At 64.2% G+C, this 19764-nt stretch carries 13 protein-coding genes; 7 read left to right on the forward strand and 6 right to left on the reverse strand.

The genetic code is table 11. From position 1 onward, the window contains the following. Position 1: 1 nt before the first annotated feature. Positions 2-958 (reverse strand): N-acetylmuramic acid 6-phosphate etherase, encoded by a 957-nt coding sequence (locus tag AC0NIE_RS03900; protein WP_473485652.1) that lies wholly within the window; start codon positions 956-958, stop codon positions 2-4. A gap of 200 nt (positions 959-1158) precedes the next feature. Between AC0NIE_RS03900 and AC0NIE_RS03905 the strand changes: the two genes are divergently transcribed. Genes AC0NIE_RS03905 through nagA form a run of 4 tightly spaced genes read left to right on the forward strand, consistent with a single transcriptional unit; the run spans position 1159 to position 5022 of the window. Continuing rightward, positions 1159-2040: a glucosamine kinase nucleotide-binding domain-containing protein gene (locus AC0NIE_RS03905; RefSeq protein ID WP_473485653.1), complete on the forward strand. Its 882-nt coding sequence runs from the start codon at positions 1159-1161 to the stop codon at positions 2038-2040. Further along, on the forward strand, positions 2037-2819 hold the full coding sequence (locus AC0NIE_RS03910) for a GntR family transcriptional regulator (protein ID WP_473485654.1): 783 nt from the start codon (positions 2037-2039) through the stop codon (positions 2817-2819). Before AC0NIE_RS03905 ends, AC0NIE_RS03910 begins: the two co-directional genes overlap by 4 nt. After that, entirely contained in the window at positions 2816-3847 is a 1032-nt protein-coding gene (locus AC0NIE_RS03915; protein ID WP_473485655.1) for an SIS domain-containing protein, read from the forward strand. The genes AC0NIE_RS03910 and AC0NIE_RS03915 overlap by 4 nt, the downstream gene beginning before the upstream one ends. After that, the gene (nagA, locus tag AC0NIE_RS03920; RefSeq protein ID WP_473485656.1) at positions 3844-5022 is read left to right on the forward strand and encodes an N-acetylglucosamine-6-phosphate deacetylase; all 1179 of its coding nucleotides are present in this window, start codon (positions 3844-3846) and stop codon (positions 5020-5022) included. Before AC0NIE_RS03915 ends, nagA begins: the two co-directional genes overlap by 4 nt. A gap of 42 nt (positions 5023-5064) precedes the next feature. Here nagA and AC0NIE_RS03925 read toward each other — a convergent pair whose 3' ends face one another. The 5 genes from AC0NIE_RS03925 to AC0NIE_RS03945 all read right to left on the reverse strand — a co-directional run bounded on the left by AC0NIE_RS03925 (position 5065) and on the right by AC0NIE_RS03945 (position 15148). Then, positions 5065-6444: a malonyl-CoA decarboxylase gene (locus tag AC0NIE_RS03925; protein ID WP_473485657.1), complete on the reverse strand. Its 1380-nt coding sequence runs from the start codon at positions 6442-6444 to the stop codon at positions 5065-5067. Between the two features lie 163 nt (positions 6445-6607). After that, positions 6608-7285 (reverse strand): ribulose-phosphate 3-epimerase, encoded by a 678-nt coding sequence (gene rpe / locus AC0NIE_RS03930; RefSeq protein ID WP_473485658.1) that lies wholly within the window; start codon positions 7283-7285, stop codon positions 6608-6610. A gap of 245 nt (positions 7286-7530) precedes the next feature. Then, complete coding sequence (locus AC0NIE_RS03935) at positions 7531-9489, reverse strand: EB domain-containing protein (protein WP_473485659.1); 1959 nt, start codon at positions 9487-9489, stop codon at positions 7531-7533. A gap of 165 nt (positions 9490-9654) precedes the next feature. After that, positions 9655-13158 carry a DUF7929 domain-containing protein gene (locus AC0NIE_RS03940; RefSeq protein WP_473485815.1) on the reverse strand — a complete coding sequence of 1168 codons (3504 nt, stop codon included), beginning with the start codon at positions 13156-13158 and terminating at the stop codon, positions 9655-9657. Positions 13159-13204: 46 nt separating this feature from the next. Continuing rightward, positions 13205-15148, reverse strand: coding sequence for a hypothetical protein (locus AC0NIE_RS03945; RefSeq protein WP_473485660.1), 1944 nt, complete (start codon positions 15146-15148; stop codon positions 13205-13207). A gap of 586 nt (positions 15149-15734) precedes the next feature. Here AC0NIE_RS03945 and dnaK point away from each other — a divergent pair. The 3 genes from dnaK to pmtA all read left to right on the forward strand — a co-directional run bounded on the left by dnaK (position 15735) and on the right by pmtA (position 19741). Continuing rightward, positions 15735-17651 carry a molecular chaperone DnaK gene (dnaK, locus tag AC0NIE_RS03950; RefSeq protein WP_123147317.1) on the forward strand — a complete coding sequence of 639 codons (1917 nt, stop codon included), beginning with the start codon at positions 15735-15737 and terminating at the stop codon, positions 17649-17651. Positions 17652-17862: 211 nt separating this feature from the next. Further along, positions 17863-18993 (forward strand): molecular chaperone DnaJ, encoded by a 1131-nt coding sequence (gene dnaJ, locus AC0NIE_RS03955; RefSeq protein ID WP_473485661.1) that lies wholly within the window; start codon positions 17863-17865, stop codon positions 18991-18993. A gap of 142 nt (positions 18994-19135) precedes the next feature. Further along, positions 19136-19741, forward strand: a complete 606-nt coding sequence (gene pmtA / locus AC0NIE_RS03960) for a phospholipid N-methyltransferase PmtA (RefSeq protein ID WP_473485662.1) — start codon at positions 19136-19138, stop codon at positions 19739-19741. Positions 19742-19764: the final 23 nt, after the last annotated feature.

Consider the following 19764-nt stretch of genomic DNA (forward strand, 5'->3'; position numbering starts at 1 on the left):
CTCAGTCTCCCTGTTGACCTTTTTCAGGTTCGGTTTTGAGAACAGAGGCTTTCTGCCTCATGCTCCCCTCAATCGCGGAAAGGGCCGGGCGCAGCTTCTGGCCGGTCCCTTCCAGTATCTTCTCGGCCGCATCGGCATTGGCGGCGCCGGCGGCGAGGAGAATGGCGGTCTTGACGGCGCCGCCGCTCTTTTCGAGCAGGCGCGCCGCATCCTCCTTGTCGCGTCCGCTGATGACGGCGACGATGCGTGTTGCGCGGTCGCGCAGCTTGATGTTGTCAGCCATGAGGTTGACCATATAGCCGTCATGGACATGGCCAAGATGGATGGCGGCCAGCGTCGACAGCATGTTGAGCGCGATCTTCTGGGCGGTCCCGGCGCCCATGCGCGTCGAGCCGGCGATCAGCTCCGGCGGCGTTTCGAGCAATATGGCGATATCGGCCAGCCGAAGCAGCGGCGCATCCTTGTTGTTGGCGATGGCGATGGTCGCCGCACCCCGGCGCCTGGCGTCCTCGATCGCCGTGACGGCATAGGGCGTCGAGCCGCTGGCCGAGACCGCGATCAGGCAGTCGCCCTCGCCGACGCCGGCAGCGGCAACCGCTGCTGAGGCTTCCTCGGTGTCGTCCTCCGGCCCGCCGGCCAGTGTCTTGAAGGCATCGTCGCCGCCGGCGATCAGGATGGCGATACGGTCGCGCTGAATGCCGAAGGTACCCGGCAGTTCCAGCGCATCGGCCAGCGCCATCAGGCCCGAGCTGCCGGCTGCCGCGTAAGCGAGCTTGCCGCCGCTGTTCAGCCGGCTGGCGATGATTTCGGCTGCTTTGGCGATGGCGGGAATGGCGCCGCGCACCGCCTTGGCGGCCTCGATCTGCGCGCTGGCCAAAGAGGAAAGGATTGCGTCCGGAGCCTGGATGTCCAGCCCCTCGGCATTCTGGTGAAGCGCTTCGGTGCGCGTTTCGGCCATCCGCTTTCCCTCCAATCCAGAAAACAATACCAAAAAAATACCACTTGTCCACACGCATTAGCGACTTCCCTGCCCTGAAATCGCCGTTCAGGCAAAATATGGTGGTTTTTCAATCAACTACGCCTTAATCTTTTTGAAACGGAAATTAATCCTTGGCTATTGGTATTTTATTGGTATTATCCGCCCGGAGGAGAAATCGTGTGAAATTCGTGCTTGGCATCGATGGCGGCGGCACCAGCTGCAGGGCGGCCCTTGCAACAGCGGACGGCACCGTCATTGGCCGCGCCAAGAGCGGCGCCGCCAACATCCGCACCGATCTAACCGGCGCCAGGGCCAACATCGTCGACGCGGCGCGGCAGGCCTTTGTCGCCGCCGGACAAGACCCCGAACTGATCCCGCAGACCCCGGCCATCCTCGGCCTCGCCGGCGCCAATGTCGGCACCTACAGGCAGCAGCTCGAAGCGATCCTGCCGTTCAGCATCAGCCGCGTCGAGACCGACGCCGAAATCGCGCTGGAAGGCGCGATCGGCTTCGGTGACGGCGCCATGGCCATCCTCGGCACCGGCACCGCCTACATGGCGCGTAAAAACGGTAAGTCGCGCGCCATCGGCGGATGGGGTTTTCAGGTCGGCGACCAGGGCAGCGGCGCCCGCATCGGCCGCGACCTGCTCGAACAGACGCTGCTTGCCTATGACGGCATCCGCCAGGGGTCGCCGCTGACGCAGGCCATGCTCGCCATCTTCCGCGACAATCCCGAGGATTTGGTCGAGTTCACCACCAACGCAAAACCCGGCGATTTCGGCGGCTTCGCGCCAAAGGTGTTCGACCATGCCGAAAAGGGCGACGCCGTCGCCAACTGGATCCTCGACAAGGCGGTCGCCGACGTCGAGGCAGCACTTGGCGTGCTCGATCTCGGCGACGACGATCCGCTCTGCCTGCTTGGCGGGCTGGCGCCGCTCTATGCACCACGCCTGTCGGCGCGCTACCGGGCGCTGCTGAAGCCGCCGCTCGACGATGCGCTCGGCGGCGCGGTGCAGATGGCAGTTCGTGTCTTCGCCAAAGCGGCGGAGGCAACGCGATGAGCGAAGCCGCCGACCAGATCTTCGCCATGCTGAAACAGTCGTCGCAGAGCGGCGCGCCGCTCTATCTGCAGCTTAGGAAGAGCATCGAGGACGCGGTCAATCGCGGCCTGATCGGGCCGGGCGATGCGCTGCCTTCCGAGCGCGATATTGCCAGCAAGGCCGACATTTCGCGCGTCACCGTGCGCAAGGCGGTGCAGGATCTGGTCAAGGGCGGCATCCTCGTCCAACGCCACGGCTCCGGCACCTTCGTCGCGCCGCGGATGGAACGCGTCGAGCAGTCGCTGTCGCGGCTGACATCCTTCACTGAGGATATGGCGCGGCGCGGCATGGCTGTGCGTTCGGCCTGGCTCGACCGCGGCCTCTACGCGCCCTCGCCGGACGAGATGATGGTGCTCGGCCTGTCGTCGAACGAACTGGTGGCGCGGGTGGCGCGCCTGCGCATTGCCAACGACACGCCGCTGGCGATCGAGCGCGCCGCCCTCTCGGCCAGCGTGCTGCCCGACCCGGCGGCGATCGGTTCGTCGCTCTACGCGGCGCTGGAAACGACGGGGCTGCGGCCGGTGCGGGCGGTGCAGCGCATTTCCGCCGCCAATCTCGGCGACGACGACGCGCGCCTGCTCGAAGTGCCGCCTGGCATTGCCGCCCTGCACATCGAGCGTATTTCCTATCTGGCGAGCGGCAAGGTGATCGAATTCACCCGCTCGATCTACAGGGGCGACGCCTATGATTTCGTCGCCGAACTCCGGCTGAGCGGGCCGGGCGAAGAGGGCCGGCCATGAGCGCGACAATTACCCATATGCGGCGCGAGATCGAGGAGATCCCGGAGGCGACCGCACGCCTGCTCGACGGCTCGGCAGCGGTGCTGACCGAGGCCGGGCGCGGCATCCGCGAGCGCGATCCGCAGTTCGTCGTCACCGTGGCGCGCGGCTCGTCCGACCATGCCGCCACCTTCATGAAATATGCCGTCGAGCTGACCGCCGGCCTTGCTGTTGCGTCGGTCGGCCCGTCGATCGCTTCGATCTACGGCGCCAAGCTCAAGCTGGCCGGCTCAGCCTGCCTGGCGATCTCGCAATCGGGCAAGAGCCCGGACATTGTCGCCATGGCGCAAACCGCGAGAGCCGGCGGTGCCCTGACCGTCGCCATCACCAACACTGCCGATTCGCCGCTGGCGCGCGCCTCCGATTATGCGATCGACATCCTGGCCGGCCCGGAACGCAGCGTTGCGGCGACCAAGACCTTCGTCAATTCGGCTGTCGCCGGCCTCGCCTTGATGGCGCATAGCACCGGCGACGATAAGCTTCTGGCAGCACTTGCCCGCTTGCCGGAGCATTTTCGCAAGGCGATCGCCTGCGACTGGATGGCGCTGGCCGGTGCGTTGGAGACGCCGAAATCGCTGTTCATCCTCGGTCGCGGTCCGTCCGCTGCGATCGCCAATGAAGCGGCGCTGAAGTTCAAGGAAACCTGCGCCATGCATGCCGAGGCCTATAGTGCTGCCGAAGTGATGCATGGCCCGCTGGCACTGGTCGGGCCCGATTTTCCGGTGCTGGCGCTCGCCGCCCGCGATGCTTCCGAGCCATCGATCGCAGAGGCCGCCGACAGCCTGGCGGCCAAGGGTGCGGCCATCTTCGTGACTTCGGACCAGGCGAAAAGCGCTCAGCACCTGACGCATGTCGCCACCGGCCATCCGTTGACCGACCCACTGGCGCTGATCGTGTCCTTCTATGGCTTCGTCGAGGCCTTTGCCCGTCATCGCGGTCTCGATCCGGACACGCCGCCCCATCTTCGCAAGGTGACGGAAACCATATGAGCGACCGTTTTGCCCTGACTGGCGCCCGGATTTTCGACGGCGACGACTGGCACGATAACGCCGCCCTAGTCGTCCGCGACGGTTTGGTCGAGGCCATCGTTGCCGCCGGCGCCGTTCCATCCGGCGTTGCGCGTATCGAGATCGACGGCGGCATGCTTGCGCCGGGCTTCATCGACCTGCAGGTCAATGGCGGCGGTGGCGTCATGCTCAACGATCATCCCGACGTCGCCTCGATCGAAGCCATCTGCCGGGCGCATGCGCCTTTCGGCACGACGGCACTGTTGCCGACGCTGATCACCGACACGCCTGAGATCACCGCCGCCGCGGTCGCCGCCGGAGCGGAGGCCGCGCAGCAGAAGGTGCCGGGCTTTTTGGGTCTGCATCTCGAAGGCCCGCATCTATCGGTCGCCCGGAAGGGTGCGCATGACCCGGCGCTGATCCGGCCAATGTCAGATGCCGACCAGGCGATGCTGATTGCGGCGCGGAAAAACCTGCCAGTGCTGCTGACCACGATCGCGCCGGAATCCGTCGACACCGTGCGCGTTTCGGCGCTCGTCGAGGCCGGCATCGTGGTCAGCCTCGGCCATTCCGACACCGGCTATGCCAAGGCGCGCGCGTTCGCCGATGCCGGCGCAACAATGGTCACCCATCTGTTCAACGCAATGAGCCAGATCGGCAATCGTGAGCCGGGTCTGGCGGGTGCCGCCATCGATACAGCCACATTGTTTGCCGGCATCATCGCTGACGGCATCCATGTCGATCCCGCCACCATGGCCATCGCGCTGCGCGCCAAGCAGGGCCCGGCAAAAATTTTCCTGGTCACCGACGCCATGGCGACGATCGGCACCGATATGACCTCGTTCACGCTGAACGGCCGCACCATCTATCGCAAGGACGGCAGCCTGCGGCTTGCCGACGGGACGCTGGCGGGCGCCGATCTCGACATGATCTCCGCCGTGCGCTTCGTCCACCGAGTTGTCGGACTGGAGCTTTCGGAGGCGCTGCGCATGGCTTCGCTCTATCCGGCGCAGGCGATCGGCCAGTCGCACCGGCTCGGGCGGTTCGCCAACGGCACCTCCGCCGATATCGTTGCGCTGTCGGACGAATTGGACGTCAAGGGCGTCTGGATAGAAGGCGACAGGGTTTTCGAGGCCGGTGTCGCAAGGAGCGCCTAAGGTATCAGCTGTTCGGCCCGCAGCCTGAAGCGGGTGGGTTGCTCATATGTCCCTCTTGTCCTCAATCCCCTGAGCTTGCGCCGGAAGCCGCGGCGCGGCCCGGTCTCGCCGGTTCGGCAGCAGGCGGCGCACGGCGGGCGCGGCCGCCACATCGTTCCTGGCGGCGAACAGCTCGTGGTTCTTCTCTATATCGTCAAGCTTGTAGCGATAATTGACCATCAGGCCATGCGCCTGACGCAAGGCGCGGAGCGACAGGTCGCCGAAAAGATCGATGCGCTCCAGCCGCGCGCCATTGCCGAGATGGAACCGGGCGACCGGGTCGATCACCTTGCCGGAGGCGGTGCGGGCTTCGAGGAAATACTGCGCCGCAAGAGGAAGCAGGGCCTGGCCTACGCGGTCGCGCGCGGCAGCGTCCGCATGCCAGCCCTCGTCGGCGACGAGGTCTAACACTTCGGCGGCGGAGGGTATGGTTTCAGTCTGCTCAGCCAGCCAACGGGCAAAGCCCGGCACCGGGGACAGCGTGACGAAATCGGTCAAGCCGGGAAGGTCGCGGCGCAGATCCTCGACCACCTGCTTGATCAGAAAATTGCCGAAGGAAATGCCGCGTAAGCCCTCCTGGCAGTTGGAGATGGAATAGAACACCGCTGTCGTGGCCTGCCGTGGCTGCACCAGCGGCCGCTCGTCGGCAAGCAGCTCGGCGATCGTCATCGGCATCGCCCGGGTGAGCGCGACCTCGACGAAGATCAGCGGCTCGTCGCCGAGCTGCGGATGAAAGAACGCATAGCAGAGCCGGTCGTCGGGTTCGATCCGGCGGCGCAGATCGTCCCAGGTGTGGATGGCGTGCACCGCCTCATAGCGGATGATTTTTTCCAATATGTTGGCCGGTGTCGACCAGTCGATCCGCCGCAGCACCAGGAAGCCGCGGTTGAACCACGACGACAGGAGGTGCGTGAAATCGGCATCGACGATGGCGAGATCGGGCGATGTGGGCAGCCGGGCAAGCAGATCCTCGCGCATGCGCACCAGCGTCTCGATGCCGCCGGGCGCCAGGTTCAGGCGGCGCAGGAGCTCCTGCCTGGCCGGCTCGGCGGCGTCGTGCAGGGCAAGTGCCGAGCGATCGTCGGGCTCGGCGCGATAGGCATCCACCGCGGCGGCAAGCCTGGCGTGATCAGTGCCGAAACGATCGCGCAGCACATGCAGGAAAGCCAGCCTTCCGTCGGCGCCGAGGATGCGCCAGCGCTCCAGGATTTCCCTTGCATAGGCGACACCCGATGCCTCGCCCTGGCTGGAAAGCAGACGGGCGCACAGACGCCCCAGGCTGTCGGCCGAGACCGGCTCGTCACCGCGCACGAGGTTCAGCATCATCCGGCCGCGATCGGCGATGGTGTTCAGCAAATCAGCGAAGAAAGGGCTGCGGTTCATCAATCCGACCGTCGAAGAGGAGCCTGCGGGAGGGTCCGGAGAGGCATGAGGGTGAGACAGAGCATATGGGGCCGCATGTCACGAGCACAAGCGCACCGGCGTCGGCCAACGAATTCCTGACCGGCTGAAGAGACGGCGCGTTCTGGTAACGACGCCGGCAGCGTCAACCGGCCGCCTGGTCGGCCGCTGTCCTGATCGCCTCGATGTTCGCCCGATAGGCTTCGACGCTGCCGCCCTTGAAGATGGATGCACCGGCGACCAGCACGCTGGCGCCGGCGGCGGTGACCAAAGGTGCTGTTTGCGGCGAGATGCCGCCGTCGATCTCGATCCGGATCGGCCGATTGCCGATCAGCGCTTTCACCCGCTTCACCTTGTCGACGACCCCCGGAATGAAGGCCTGGCCGCCAAAACCCGGATTGACGGTCATGATAAGGATCAGATCGAGCCGGTCGAGCACATATTCGATCGCCGTTTCCGGCGTCGCCGGGTTGAGCGACACGCCGGCCTTCTTGCCGAGGTCCCTGATCGTCTGCAGCGAACGGTCGAGATGCGGCCCGGCCTCGGCATGCACCGTCATGCCGTCGCAGCCGGCTTCGGCGAAGGCCTCCAGATAGGGATCGGCCGGCGCGATCATCAGATGGCAGTCGAAGAAGGCCTTGGTGCGGTTGCGGATCGCCTTGATCACCGGCGGACCGAAGGTGATGTTGGGCACGAAGTGCCCGTCCATGACGTCGAGATGGATCCAGTCGGCGCCGGCCGCCGCTACCGCCTCGACCTCGTCGCCGAGCTTCGAAAAATCCGACGCCAGCAAAGATGGCGCGATCAGGATCTTGTGAGCCATGTTCGCTTCCCGTTCTTGAGCCCGCCTTCGCCTACCGCATCGGCCCGATAATCGGAATCCAATTTGCGGAAAGCACGAAGCGAAGATTCAAAGCCTTGAGACGCGTACTTTGACGTCGCTCTAATCGTCTCAGCGCCGCTTGTCGACAGGAATCCGGCGCCGGTGGCTGTTGCACAAAGATGGGTTGTTGCACAAAGGAGAGAGGCAGCGTCGGCCACCTCTCTCCCTGTTCAAGCGTCGCGATTTCAGTTCACCGGATGCCGCGGCCTGGCCAGTCGTGGCAGTAAGACCCTGCCGCTGCCTTGCTTCACTTTTTGCAGATTGGGCTTTTTCACAGGTTGCTTGGGCACGCAGTGTCCACGCACCAGTTTTTCGGTTGCCCGGCAGGCGGTGATGATCAGCGGGTTGTTAACGCATGCCTTGCCGACCAGATGATAGCCGCGCTTGCAGTCGATAATGATGGGGGTATTGCGCACGCATCTCCCGTCGATGCGTTGTTCGTTGCGCTTGCACCTGTCGGCGATCACTGCATTGCGCACGCATTTCAGGCCGACCTGATGGTAACCGGGCAGGCAGTGGATGCTGACCCCAACGCACTTGCCGTTGACACGCTTTTCGGTGCTGCGGCAGGCAGCCACGAGCGGCCTGTCGACGCATTTGCCACGGATCAGCCTCTGGCTCGGCAGGCATGTGCGGCCGGCATCGATGACGACCGGCGGAAGTTGCGGTTTGCCGGGATTGGGTCGCGTATCGACCGCCAGACCATCGCCATTCGGATCAAAATTGCGCTTGATACAGGTAAAATCCTCGCTGCTGTTGTCGACGGTGGCGATCGAACCGTTCTGCTTGATCTCCTGCAGGGTGCACTGGATCGAGCGGGTTCTGACGATGCTGAGCTCGTGTGCGGCACTCGCCTTGAACACACCGCCATCGTTGAAGGCGGCCGTCGTGCCGGTGAAGAATGCGCCGTTCGAGCAGCTGATGCGGTAGTGAAACGCACCCGGCGCATCGCGCTCAACTTGGAACGCCACCTGACCCTTGCGTGGGCAGAGTTTTTTGAAGCCAGCGCTGTCCGAGACAGTGACCTCTCCCTGCCAGTCCGAATGCGCCGGCGGGTTTTCGGGGTTGTCCTGAGGTGCGTCGGTGAAGCCGCCCCCGCCCGCGCCGGTGCAATGGACGGTGATGTCCTTCCAGCCGTCAAATGGTTCGAACGGACCGATGCCGATGATCTCGGTCTTGTATTGGAAGTAGGCGGTGGCGCCGACATCCTCCCATTTCTCGTAGGTGCCGAAATAGCCATTCTTGGTAGCGTCGTATGACGCCCACGCCTGCTGCACCTCGGAGGTGATCGGCCCGTCGTTCTTCTGGCGCCAGATGCGCATCGACACAGGCCCGGCCTGGTTAGCCTGCGCCCGGCTCGTGACCTTCAACGACGGGCAGACCGTACCGAGCGTCGAGCCGGCCTGGTTCGACTGGTAGGTGGTCAGGAACAGCTTGACGTTGCCCACGTCGAATTCGCCGAAATCATTGGCGACGTCCTGAACCGGCGGCTTGATGACGGGGTCGCAGACAACCTGGACGTCGAACGATCCGTGCTCGGCATAGTGCGAGTCGTACAGCGGATGGGGCCAGCTGCCGCCCTGGGCCTCGCTGACCGCATTGTCCATATCGAGCGCCGTGTCGGTCAGTGCCGAGAAGCTCGCATGGAAGCTGTGCGTGAACGAGTAAGACTTTGTCGGCCCATCGGGCTGGAGGTGCTGGTTGCACCTGGCAATGATCTGGTCGCCGTAAGGCACGACGGCGATACCGGTGTCCGACGACAGCGGTATTATGGAGGGATCGAAGTAGAAATTTTCCTGATGATCGTAGTCGCGGTTGACAGGTGACGTGCTCCAGATCGGCGGAAACGCGCCGCACTGGCCCGGTCCACAAACGCCGAGCGCCACGCCGACATCCTGCACATAACCTGGCCACCATGTGTTGAGCTTCATGTGGCCCCAGAACTGGACGTTGCCGCTCTTAAGCGTGTCCCATTTTTGCTTGTCGCTGGAGCCGACATGGATCGTCGTGTTGGCGCTTTCGGTGTTGAACGACATTGACTTGATGTTCGCCTGCTTGGCGAAGGCCGGTGTGGTGGCGAGCGCGGCTGCGATCAGGGCGACGGTCGCCGCCGTGTTGCGAAAAATATGCTTGGTTGAAGACATCTTCTCTCTCCCTGAAATGTTCCTTCAGGGAGTTTGTCGCCGACTGCAGCGATTAGGTTCACGCAGCGGCTGAAACACGTCCGACCAACGAAAAACCCCGCCGGATTGCTCCCGCGAGGTCTTGGTATTGCGGTCCAATGTGACGGACTGTTGCGCGCCGGGTCCCTACTGGAGAGCCCGCGGCCTGCGCCTCGGCTGCTGTAGGATGTTCGGGTTCAGCAACAGGTTCGGATTGATCTGCAGCGTCGGCGCCCTGCGAATCCGAGCGCAGTCCGGATACTGTCCGACTGTCCCGACCGGACAGCGCCGCTTGACGATCGGCTGGCACCGGCCGTTGATCAGCCGTGAGCCAGGCGCACACTCCACCTGCGGCCTGCGGCATGCCCCTCTGATCACCTCGGTCCCGCGCGGGCAGACACAGGCGCCGTTCTTGGTGCGGATCTGGCCGCGCAGCAGCTTGCACTGTTCCACTAGGGGCGGCTTTTTCCGGATCGGCCGGCAGGCGTCGCCCCTTGGTTCCGTCCCTCTCGGGCAGATGCAATCACCATCCTGGGTACGGATCTGGCCAAGCAACAGCTTGCACAGGCGTGCCGGCGGCTCGTCGGTCGACACGCACCTGCGGTTCTCCAGCTCGGTTCCGCGCGGGCAGACACAACGCCCGTCGGAGGTCCGGGTCTGGCCCTTGAGCAGCACGCAGCGCTCCTTCGGCTTCGGTATGATGACCGAGCCGCCACCCGACGAGCACTGGCCGTTGCGGAAAGTGCTGCCTTCCGGGCAGACGCACCGGCCGGCGTCGTTCATCACGAAACCCTCGGAGCACTCCTTCTCCTTCTTCACGTCACGCATGATGGTGAAGGGATGGCAGGCATAGGCCTTGCCGCGATCGCCCTGCACATTGGCCGGGTCGCGGGAGAGCCCTTCGCCCGCACCTCGCACCGGCGTTTCGGGCGACAGCGCGCCGACGCAGTTCTGGCCGCTGACGGTGCCCTGCACATCGGCCAGGCGGCCGTCGTCGGGAATGATCACAGTCACACGGTGAACGTGGCTTTCCCCGGCGCCGAGCGTCAGGTTGGCGATGCAGGACGCAGGCAAGGTCGCCGGTTCCGGCGCGCAGCCGAAGGGCGGGTCGATCGAGGTGATCGCAACACCTTCCAGCCGGCCGAGGCCTTCGACGCCGAGCGCATCACCGATGCGAACCGGACCGGAGAAGACGTTTTGGCCATCGTTCGCGATGGTGATCTCGAAAGAGCAGGGCTGGCCGATCCGGCACTCGGCATCGCCGGTCTTCTCGACACGGATGGTCGAGGCGCCGCCACCCTTGGCGCAGGCCCTGCCGATCGGATAGACGATGTCGTCTCCTGGCGCCGGGCCGTAGAAGCCGCGCGCGCAGTTCTCGAACACGCCATTGCCGGCAACCGTCACATCGAAATGGCGGCTGGTTCCGGGCGTCATAATGGCGCCGGGAATCTGGCACGACAGCGCATTGGCTGGAACCGGTCCGCACGCCCATTCCACGCCGTCAGGGGTGATAGTCTGGATCGGGACGGGGGCGCCTCCGACCACCAGCGTGGCGGCATCGCTGACCCGCACCGGACCGGTGGGAGCAGTGGTGCCGGTGCTGATGACGGTGATGCGGCAGGTGACGGCCGCAGCGCCGGCCAGCGAGCCGCTGCACATCTTGGTAATGCGCATGGCCGGCTTGCCGCCATCACCGATGCGTTGCTTCGCGCAGGCGCGGTTGTTGCTGAAGTCGCTCTCGCCGGGGATGGCCTTCACCTCGGCGCAGTTCTCGACGGTGTCCGGGCGATAGCCGGCCGGCATCACCGCCTTGACGAAAATCGGCGTCGAGGCGCCCGGCGAGAGCACGATGCCGGTATTGTCGCAACGGAACTGGCTGGGGCCGTTCGGTCCGCATGTCCAGGGCGGGGTTGGGCCGAAGCTCGACGATGCCGGCGCGCCGCCCGGATAGGTGTCGGTGACCGTCAGCGGCCCGTCATAGAGGACAATGCCGTTGTTGATGATGTCGATCACGAAGGTGCAGACGCCATCGGCCGTGCAGACCGGGGTGCGGGCACGCTTCTTCAGTATCAGATCGACATTCTTTTCCACCGGCGGCCGGCAGTCGCGGTCACGGTCGCCACGCCGGCAGATCGGGATCGAGGCGCAGCCGCGGTCGTTTTGCTGGCTGCCGAACAGCGGCTTGCCGCTGGCCCCATAATTATAGGCGGCGCAGTTGCGCAAGATGCGGCCCTTCCAACCTCCGGCCGGCTTGAAGCCGAGCTTGAGGTCGACGGAGGCACCCGGGTTGAGCGTGGTCACTGGATGGGTGCACATCATCGGGGTGGCCGCCGGCGCACAGGCCCAGGGCGCATTCGGTCCTGAATCGAGAGTGGAGCCGGCCGGCAGCGTTACTTCGTCGATAACGATCTTGCCGTGATACGGCCCGTCGCCGACATTGGTGACCCTGATGGTGAAGTCGCAGTCGCCACCCATCGTGCAACGCGGAACGTCGGCGCGTTTTTCGACTTTCAGATCCGGCTCCCTGTCCTTGGGCGGACACCTCTGGTCGCGCGGAATGACGATTTCGATCGTCTGCGTGCAGCACAGGCCCCAGCCCTCTTCCGGGCCGGCATAGGTTTCGATTCCGGTGACGATGAGGTGGATGACCTCGCCAGGTGAGGCACCGACGATCTTCCAGTCGAGCACACCGCCGCCCGCCGGCACCAATTGCGTGTCGGGGATGACGGTGATGCCGGGTGTCGTCGTCGAAAGTTGCACCCATTTGCCGCCCATCTCGGCGCCGACCGGCATGTGGTAGATGAAGGCGCCGCCGCCGGGTACGCAATCGACCGTGCCGCGTTCCACCTTGAAGCATTCCCGGTCGCCGGGAGGTGGAGGCGGCGGGTTGCATTTGGTCAAGTCGATCTTGATCGAGGTTTTTTCGCCGGTGAGGAAATTGCCGTCGTCCGGCTTGGCCGGATCCTGCGACGGGATGATGGTCCCGGTGCCGGGTCCGACCGTCAGCTTGATCATGCCCTGATTGTCGACGATCGCCGGCGAGGCAAACGCCGCATGGTCGATCCTGGCGGTGATCTGCAAGGTAATGACGCGCTCGTTCGGAGCGCCGACGCCATCAAGATCGGAGGCGGAGAGCCGGAAATCGGAAACATCAGCCGTGTCGTTGGGATTTGCCGCCGTGCTGATCGAGGCCCCGGGCAGCGGTCCGCCGGACGCATCCGTGCCGTCGCCGGACACATGCACGCCGACGATCCGCAGGCCATTCGGAAGCTGGTCCTTGAAGTCGATCTTGACCTTTTCCAGCGCGGCCGCGAGGCTCGGGCTGGCAAAAGCTTGCGGGTTGCCGCGCAGGCCAAAGCTCAGCGAATATACGACAAAGTCGCAGCCTCGTTGCCTGCCTTTCTTGGTGAAGAAAGGCACAACCCGGCCGGGCCGCGGATTGACGATGCGCGGATTGTCCAGGTCGAGTCCGAAATCCGGACTGGCGGTTACGAGCGGACCGGGATCGGCGGGCTTGTCGAGGTCGACCTGGCTGGTCTGGGCCGGAACAAGGTCCTGGGCGAAGCCTTGCGCCGGGGCCAGCATGGCAACCGCGATCCCGGCCGCCATCAGCCAGCGCGCGCTGCGCCTGGCGAGTGACAGCGGTTTCATGCTCGTCGCAAGCGGGGAAAATGCTGAAATGCTCACCTTCCCCTCCTCAACGTTCGCAGCTGACGGCTGGGGTTCTGAGCGACACGGTCATCTTGCAGCAAGGGAAGTAGCCGCCCTTCTCGCGGTCGGACTGCCTGTAGAAGCAGAGCCCGACATCGATCGTGTCGCCAGGATAATGGCCGGTGATGCCGATCGTGTGGCGCGCGCCGGGAGCATGCGAGAGGGGTGAAGTCACGCCGACGCCTGATGTCCTGGACAGAGCCTTGATCGAATCGCCGCCAAAGCCGGCAGGGTCGCGGAGATAGAGTTCGGCCTCGAGACCGGAGGGCGTGCAGAAATACCTGACATCCTCAAGGTCGAGGCAAGGAGGCACGCCGCCGGGCGGCGGAAAATCAGGCGGATAGAAAGGTGGCAGGTAACCGCCGCCCGGTATCTGCTCGTAGTAGCCGGCACGGCCTTCGCAGGGGTGCCAGACCTCGACGTCGCCGACATGACCTTCAACCTCGGGGTCCTCGAAATAACCGTCGAAGTCGACGAACCACGAGCCGAAGGGGGGCACGTTGGCCGGCTTGACCAATGCCGCCGGCGTGATTTGCACGCCGTGCAAGGCGAGCGGCCCGCCGCCGGCGAGCTGTTCGGCAAGCGCCGGATTGTTGCGCAATTTGTCGCCGGTCTTGACCAGCGTTTCGGTGCAGACGCTCGCGTCGAGATTGCCGTCGGCGCCATAGCCATATTGCAGGTCGAGGCCGCCGGCCGACTGCCGGTTGCCTTGCGGGAAACCGACCGGATAGTCCTGCGGCATTTCCACCCAGATTGATTCCGTCGCCGGATCGTCCGGGTTTTCGCGCCAATAGCGGATGACCTCTCCCTTGCCGGAATCGACGAACTGGCTGTAGTCGTAGCGGCTTTCCACCGGGCCGCGCTGGGCCAGGTACATGAAGCCGCTGATATCGAAAGCGATGTCGGTGACGGCGTGGTCCTTGTCGGCCTTGACCGTCAGCTCCCAGCGCGGGTCGCCGGCAAATCTGCCGTCGCGGGCAACGCCCACCGACCAGATCTCGGCCTTTTCACCAACCGAATAATAGAGTCGGCCGCCATGATAGGCGACGGACCAGACGCGGCGCTCATCCTGCGTGTAGCCCCAGCTGTCGGGGTCTTCGCTGTCGAAGGCAGCGTCTTCGATGTCCATCCCCGTCCCATCGTCGGCAAGCGGGGCCAACTGGTGCGCCGGACGCCCGGCAATGCCGTGGTCGAACATGTCGACCAGGGCGCCGTTGGCATCGATGCGATGGATGAGACCGGTGTCGAGGTCGCTGGCGAAGAGCTGGCGGTTGATGGTGTCGAAGGTGACGTCGCCGATGCTGGGACCGCTGTTGGTGTCGATGTCGGCGAATTTGCTCACTTGGCCGGAGATGCCGTCGATCTTCCAGATCGTGCCCGGTCCGCCACCGTTCTCGGTGCCGAACTGGCCATCCATGAAGGTGGCGCCGGCAGCACCGCGACGCTGCCGCTCGGGAGGACCGTCCGCATCTTCGTCTGACGTGACGATGCGGATGCCATGCAACGAGGTGGCGCCGGCATAGAGGTTCGGAATGCCTGAGGGAGCGCCGTCGCGGACACCGTCGTCATAGGTGATGGCGAACACCTGGCCGATCTGCCCGGCCGTCACTTCGAAGGGCGGCGGCGTGAAGACGAGTTGGCCGGAAGCCGGCCCGCCTAGGCTTGAAACATCGAAAACGCGCAAGGTTGCGCGCGTCGTGTCGATGAAGGTTTCGCCGACAGGGTCGACGCCGGGCGGGAGGCCCTCTTCGAATTTGGGGCCTTCTTCGAGAGTGGGATCCTGTTCGAAATCGGGAATGACGGTGCCGGAAAATCCGGTCACCGCCATCGAGCCTCGATAGATGATCTGCGTTTCCTGCGCCTGGGCGGCACCGCCAAGCCACAGGGTGGTGGCGAGCGCCAGCGCCAGAAAGCCACTGGTTTGTTGCATCGCACGACGCGAACGGCCAGCACGAGTGCGCACGAACGCGCCGTGGTCGCCAGACATGGAGTTCCCCCCCGGGCTACGGGAGAAACATCCGGCATTTCCGCGCAAATCAGGGCAAGGCGCGGCGTTCCGGCACGTTTTTCCCTGATCGAATTGTCTGCTTTCCTCGTAGTCACGATATGCCGGCACTTACGCGGGGTCAACGGAATCAGCGGAAGGCCTGGCATATCGGCTCCATCCCGCAAGCGGTGGTCGCGCTGAGTTCCCGGAGACCGCGGAGGCTCTGGATTTCCAGTCATGGGGCTTTCCTTTCCAGGGCCGCACCATGCGGCGCACCTTGGTGTCAGTCGCGAACGGACGCGGAAAGGTTCAGGGGAGCCATGGCCGGAGAACAACCGGCCGGCCCGAGAAAAGGATGTTGGACGCCTTGCGCAGAATGCTTGCGCGCCGCGCAGCCTGTTCTTATATACGCGCCAAGCCGTTCGACGCCGGAATGCCGGTTGCCGAAGCGGAATTTCTTGTGAACAGGGGCTTTCGCCGGAACGCCTGTACGGGTCCTGAGAGCCTGCTTAGCGGAGAGATTAGAAAAATGGCAAAAGTAATCGGTATCGATCTGGGGACCACCAACTCTTGTGTCGCCATCATGGATGGCAAGGAATCGAAGGTGATCGAGAATGCGGAAGGCGCGCGCACGACCCCTTCCATCGTCGCCATAAACAGCGATGGCGAGCGCCTCGTCGGCCAGCCGGCCAAGCGCCAGGCAGTCACCAATCCTGAAAATACCATCTTCGCGGTCAAGCGCCTGATCGGCCGCCGCTATGACGATCCGGTGACGGAAAAAGACAAGAAGCTTGTCCCCTACAAGATCGTCAAGGGCGACAATGGCGACGCCTGGGTCGAGGCCGGCGGCAAGAAGCAGTCACCCAGCCAGATCTCGGCGATGATCCTGCAGAAGATGAAGGAAACGGCGGAAGCCTATCTCGGCGAGAAGGTCGAGAAGGCGGTCATCACCGTTCCAGCCTATTTTAACGACGCCCAGCGCCAGGCAACCAAGGATGCCGGCAAGATCGCCGGCCTCGAAGTGCTGCGCATCATCAACGAGCCGACCGCGGCCGCGCTTGCCTATGGCCTCGACAAGAAGGAAGGCAAGACCATTGCCGTCTATGACCTTGGCGGCGGCACCTTCGACATTTCGGTGCTCGAAATCGGCGACGGCGTCTTCGAGGTGAAGTCGACCAATGGCGACACCTTCCTCGGCGGCGAGGACTTCGACATGCGTCTGGTCGAATATCTGGCGGCCGAGTTCAAGAAGGAACAGGGCATCGACCTGCGGAGCGACAAGCTCGCCCTTCAGCGCCTCAAGGAAGCGGCCGAAAAGGCCAAGATCGAGCTGTCGTCGACGACGCAGACCGAGATCAACCTGCCCTTCATCACCGCCGATGCCACCGGTCCCAAGCACCTGACGCTGAAGCTGACGCGGGCGAAGTTCGAGAGCCTGGTCGAGGATCTCGTCCAGCGCACGATCGATCCCTGCAAGGCGGCGCTCAAGGATGCCGGTCTGAAAGCCGGCGAAATCGACGAGGTCGTCCTGGTCGGCGGCATGACCCGCATGCCCAAGATCCAGGAGATCGTGAAGCAGTTCTTCGGCAAGGAGCCGCACAAGGGCGTCAACCCGGATGAGGTCGTCGCATTGGGCGCCGCCATCCAGGCCGGCGTGCTGCAGGGCGACGTCAAGGACGTGCTGCTGCTCGACGTGACGCCGCTGTCGCTCGGCATCGAGACGCTGGGTGGTGTGTTCACGCGGCTGATCGAGCGCAACACGACGATCCCGACCAAGAAGAGCCAGGTGTTCTCGACGGCCGAGGATTCACAGTCGGCCGTGACTATCCGCGTCTTCCAGGGCGAGCGTGAAATGGCCGCCGACAACAAGGCGCTCGGCCAGTTCGACCTGGTCGGCATTCCGCCGGCGCCGCGTGGCGTGCCGCAGATCGAGGTCACTTTCGACATCGACGCCAACGGCATCGTCAATGTCTCGGCCAAGGACAAGGGCACCGGCAAGGAGCACCAGATCCGCATCCAGGCGTCTGGCGGCCTTTCGGACGCCGACATCGAGAAGATGGTGAAGGACGCCGAAGCCAATGCCGAGGCCGACAAGAAGCGGCGCGCGCTGGTCGAGGCCCGCAACCAGGCCGAGGCGCTGGTGCATTCCTCGGAGAAGTCGCTGAAGGAATATGGCGAGAAGGTTTCCGAGGCCGATCGCACGGCGATCGCCGATGCGATCGCGGCGCTGAAGACCGCTGCCGAAGGCGACGACACGGCCGAGATCGAAGCCAAGACCCAGGCGCTCGCAGAAACCTCGATGAAGCTCGGCCAGGCCATGTACGAGGCTTCGCAGAAGGAAGCCGCGGAGGCTGACGCCAAGGCGGATGCCGCCAAGGACAGCGACGTGGTCGATGCCGATTTCGAGGAAATCAACGAGGACGACGACAAGAAGAAGTCGGCCTGAGCGGCCGGATGGCAGGTTTAGGCAGAAAGCCCGGCGCAAAGCCGGGCTTTTTTGCAACTCTGGCCGAAAAAGTGCGGGCCTGATCGAAAAAGTGCGAGCAAGCCCGTGTCAACACTGGCATCCCGGCTCCATCGCACCTAAATCGGAACAGCGTGCCGGCAAACGACGCAACAAGGCTTCAAGACGTTGAATATCCGGACTGCAGGAAAAGATGAAAGCTGATTTCTACGAAACGTTGGGCGTGCAAAAGGGGGCCGACGAGAAGGAGCTCAAGAGCGCTTTCCGCAAGCTCGCCATGCAGTTCCATCCCGATCGCAATCCCGGCGATCATGCCTGTGAGCACAAATTCAAGGAAATCAACGAAGCCTACGAGACGCTGAAGGACCCGCAGAAACGTGCGGCCTACGACCGTTTCGGCCACGCCGCCTTTGAACAGGGCGGCATGAACGGCGGCGCACACGGCTTCGGCGCCGGCGGCTTCGCCGACATCTTCGAGGATATTTTCGGCGACATGATGGGCGGGCGCCAGCGCCGCTCCTCAGGTGGCCGCGAGCGCGGCGCCGACCTGCGCTACAATATGGAAATCACGCTGGAGGAGGCGTTTACCGGCAAGACCGCACAGATTCACGTGCCGGCCTCGATCTCCTGCACGGAATGCTCCGGCAGCGGCGCCAAGCCCGGCACCCAGCCCGTCACCTGCTCGATGTGCAACGGCCACGGCAAGGTGCGCGCCACGCAAGGGTTCTTTTCGATCGAGCGCACCTGCCCGCAATGCCAGGGGCGTGGCCAGACCATCAAGGAGCCGTGCCCGAAATGTGCCGGCCAGGGCCGCGTCACCGAGGAGCGCTCGCTGTCGGTCAATATCCCGGCCGGCATCGAGGACGGCACGCGCATCCGCCTTGCCAATGAGGGCGAGGCCGGCCTGCGCGGCGGCCCGTCGGGCGACCTCTATATTTTCCTGGCGGTCAAGCCGCACGAATTCTTCCAGCGCGACGGCGCCGATCTCTACTGCAAGGTGCCGATCTCAATGACGACGGCTGCCCTTGGCGGTTCCTTCGAGGTGACGACGCTGGACGGCACCCAGACGAAGGTCAAGGTGCCGGAAGGCACCCAGAACGGCCGCCAGTTCCGCCTCAAGGGCAAGGGCATGCCGGTGCTGCGCCAGCACAACGTCGGCGATCTTTACATCCAGACCGCGGTCGAGACGCCGCAGAACCTATCCCGCCGCCAGCGCGAGCTGCTGGAGGAGTTCGAGCAGCTTTCCTCGAAGGATAATTCGCCGCAGTCGAGCGGCTTTTTCGCCCGCATGAAGGACTTTTTCGAGACCTTCGGCGAGCGCTGATGGCGACTCTCGCCAATCGGGTGTAAGATACAATCGAGCGGAAGCTCCCCTAGCGTCATCAACACCTTATACCGGCGTCCGCCTTGCCTTGAAGCCCGTAGCTGCTAAGTAGCCACTCGGGGGACCGTTCAGGAGAACTTGCATGGCACATGGTCCCGGACTGCGAAAGGCTCTGGCAGAGAAGTTCGACGACGAACTGAAATTCTTCAAGGGCTGGATCGACAAGCCGAAGGCGGTCGGTTCGATCGTGCCGACCAGTTCCATCACGGCCCGCAAGATGGCCTCCGTCGTCGACCCGAAGTCGAGCCTGCCGGTGCTCGAAGTCGGGCCCGGCACCGGCGTCATCACCCGAGCCATCCTCGCCCAGGGCGTAAAGCCTGAAAATCTCTACGCAGTCGAATACTCCCCCGATTTCGTGCGCCATCTGCGCCAGCTCTATCCCGGCGTCAACGTCATCGAGGGCGACGCCTTCAATCTCGATGCGACGCTCGGCGACAAGAGCGGTCTGACCTTCGATTCGGTCATCTCCGGCGTGCCATTGCTCAATTTCCCGGTCGCCCAGCGCATCGCCTATGTCGAAAGCCTTCTCGACCGCATCCCGACAGGCCGCCCGATCGTGCAGCTGACCTACGGCCCGCTGTCGCCGATCCCGCCCGGCCGCGGCGACTACACGGTCGAGCACTTCCATTTCGTCATCCGCAACATCCCGCCAACGCAGCTGTGGATCTACCGGCGCGGGGCGCATTAGGGTGTGCCGATATTCAGGTGAGG

It is taken from the genome of Mesorhizobium sp. WSM4842 (genome assembly GCF_055901575.1).

Excerpts from the sequence above, each read along its gene's own strand:
- AC0NIE_RS03900 (WP_473485652.1), bottom strand. The coding sequence starts at position 958 with ATGGCCGAAACGCGCACCGAAGCGCTTCACCAGAATGCCGAGGGGCTG.
- AC0NIE_RS03910 (WP_473485654.1), top strand. The coding sequence starts at position 2,037 with ATGAGCGAAGCCGCCGACCAGATCTTCGCCATGCTGAAACAGTCGTCG.
- AC0NIE_RS03915 (WP_473485655.1), top strand. The coding sequence starts at position 2,816 with ATGAGCGCGACAATTACCCATATGCGGCGCGAGATCGAGGAGATCCCG.
- nagA (WP_473485656.1), top strand. The coding sequence starts at position 3,844 with ATGAGCGACCGTTTTGCCCTGACTGGCGCCCGGATTTTCGACGGCGAC.
- AC0NIE_RS03925 (WP_473485657.1), bottom strand. The coding sequence starts at position 6,444 with ATGAACCGCAGCCCTTTCTTCGCTGATTTGCTGAACACCATCGCCGAT.
- rpe (WP_473485658.1), bottom strand. The coding sequence starts at position 7,285 with ATGGCTCACAAGATCCTGATCGCGCCATCTTTGCTGGCGTCGGATTTT.
- AC0NIE_RS03935 (WP_473485659.1), bottom strand. The coding sequence starts at position 9,489 with ATGTCTTCAACCAAGCATATTTTTCGCAACACGGCGGCGACCGTCGCC.
- AC0NIE_RS03940 (WP_473485815.1), bottom strand. The coding sequence starts at position 13,158 with ATGAAACCGCTGTCACTCGCCAGGCGCAGCGCGCGCTGGCTGATGGCG.
- AC0NIE_RS03945 (WP_473485660.1), bottom strand. The coding sequence starts at position 15,148 with ATGCAACAAACCAGTGGCTTTCTGGCGCTGGCGCTCGCCACCACCCTG.
- dnaK (WP_123147317.1), top strand. The coding sequence starts at position 15,735 with ATGGCAAAAGTAATCGGTATCGATCTGGGGACCACCAACTCTTGTGTC.
- dnaJ (WP_473485661.1), top strand. The coding sequence starts at position 17,863 with ATGAAAGCTGATTTCTACGAAACGTTGGGCGTGCAAAAGGGGGCCGAC.
- pmtA (WP_473485662.1), top strand. The coding sequence starts at position 19,136 with ATGGCACATGGTCCCGGACTGCGAAAGGCTCTGGCAGAGAAGTTCGAC.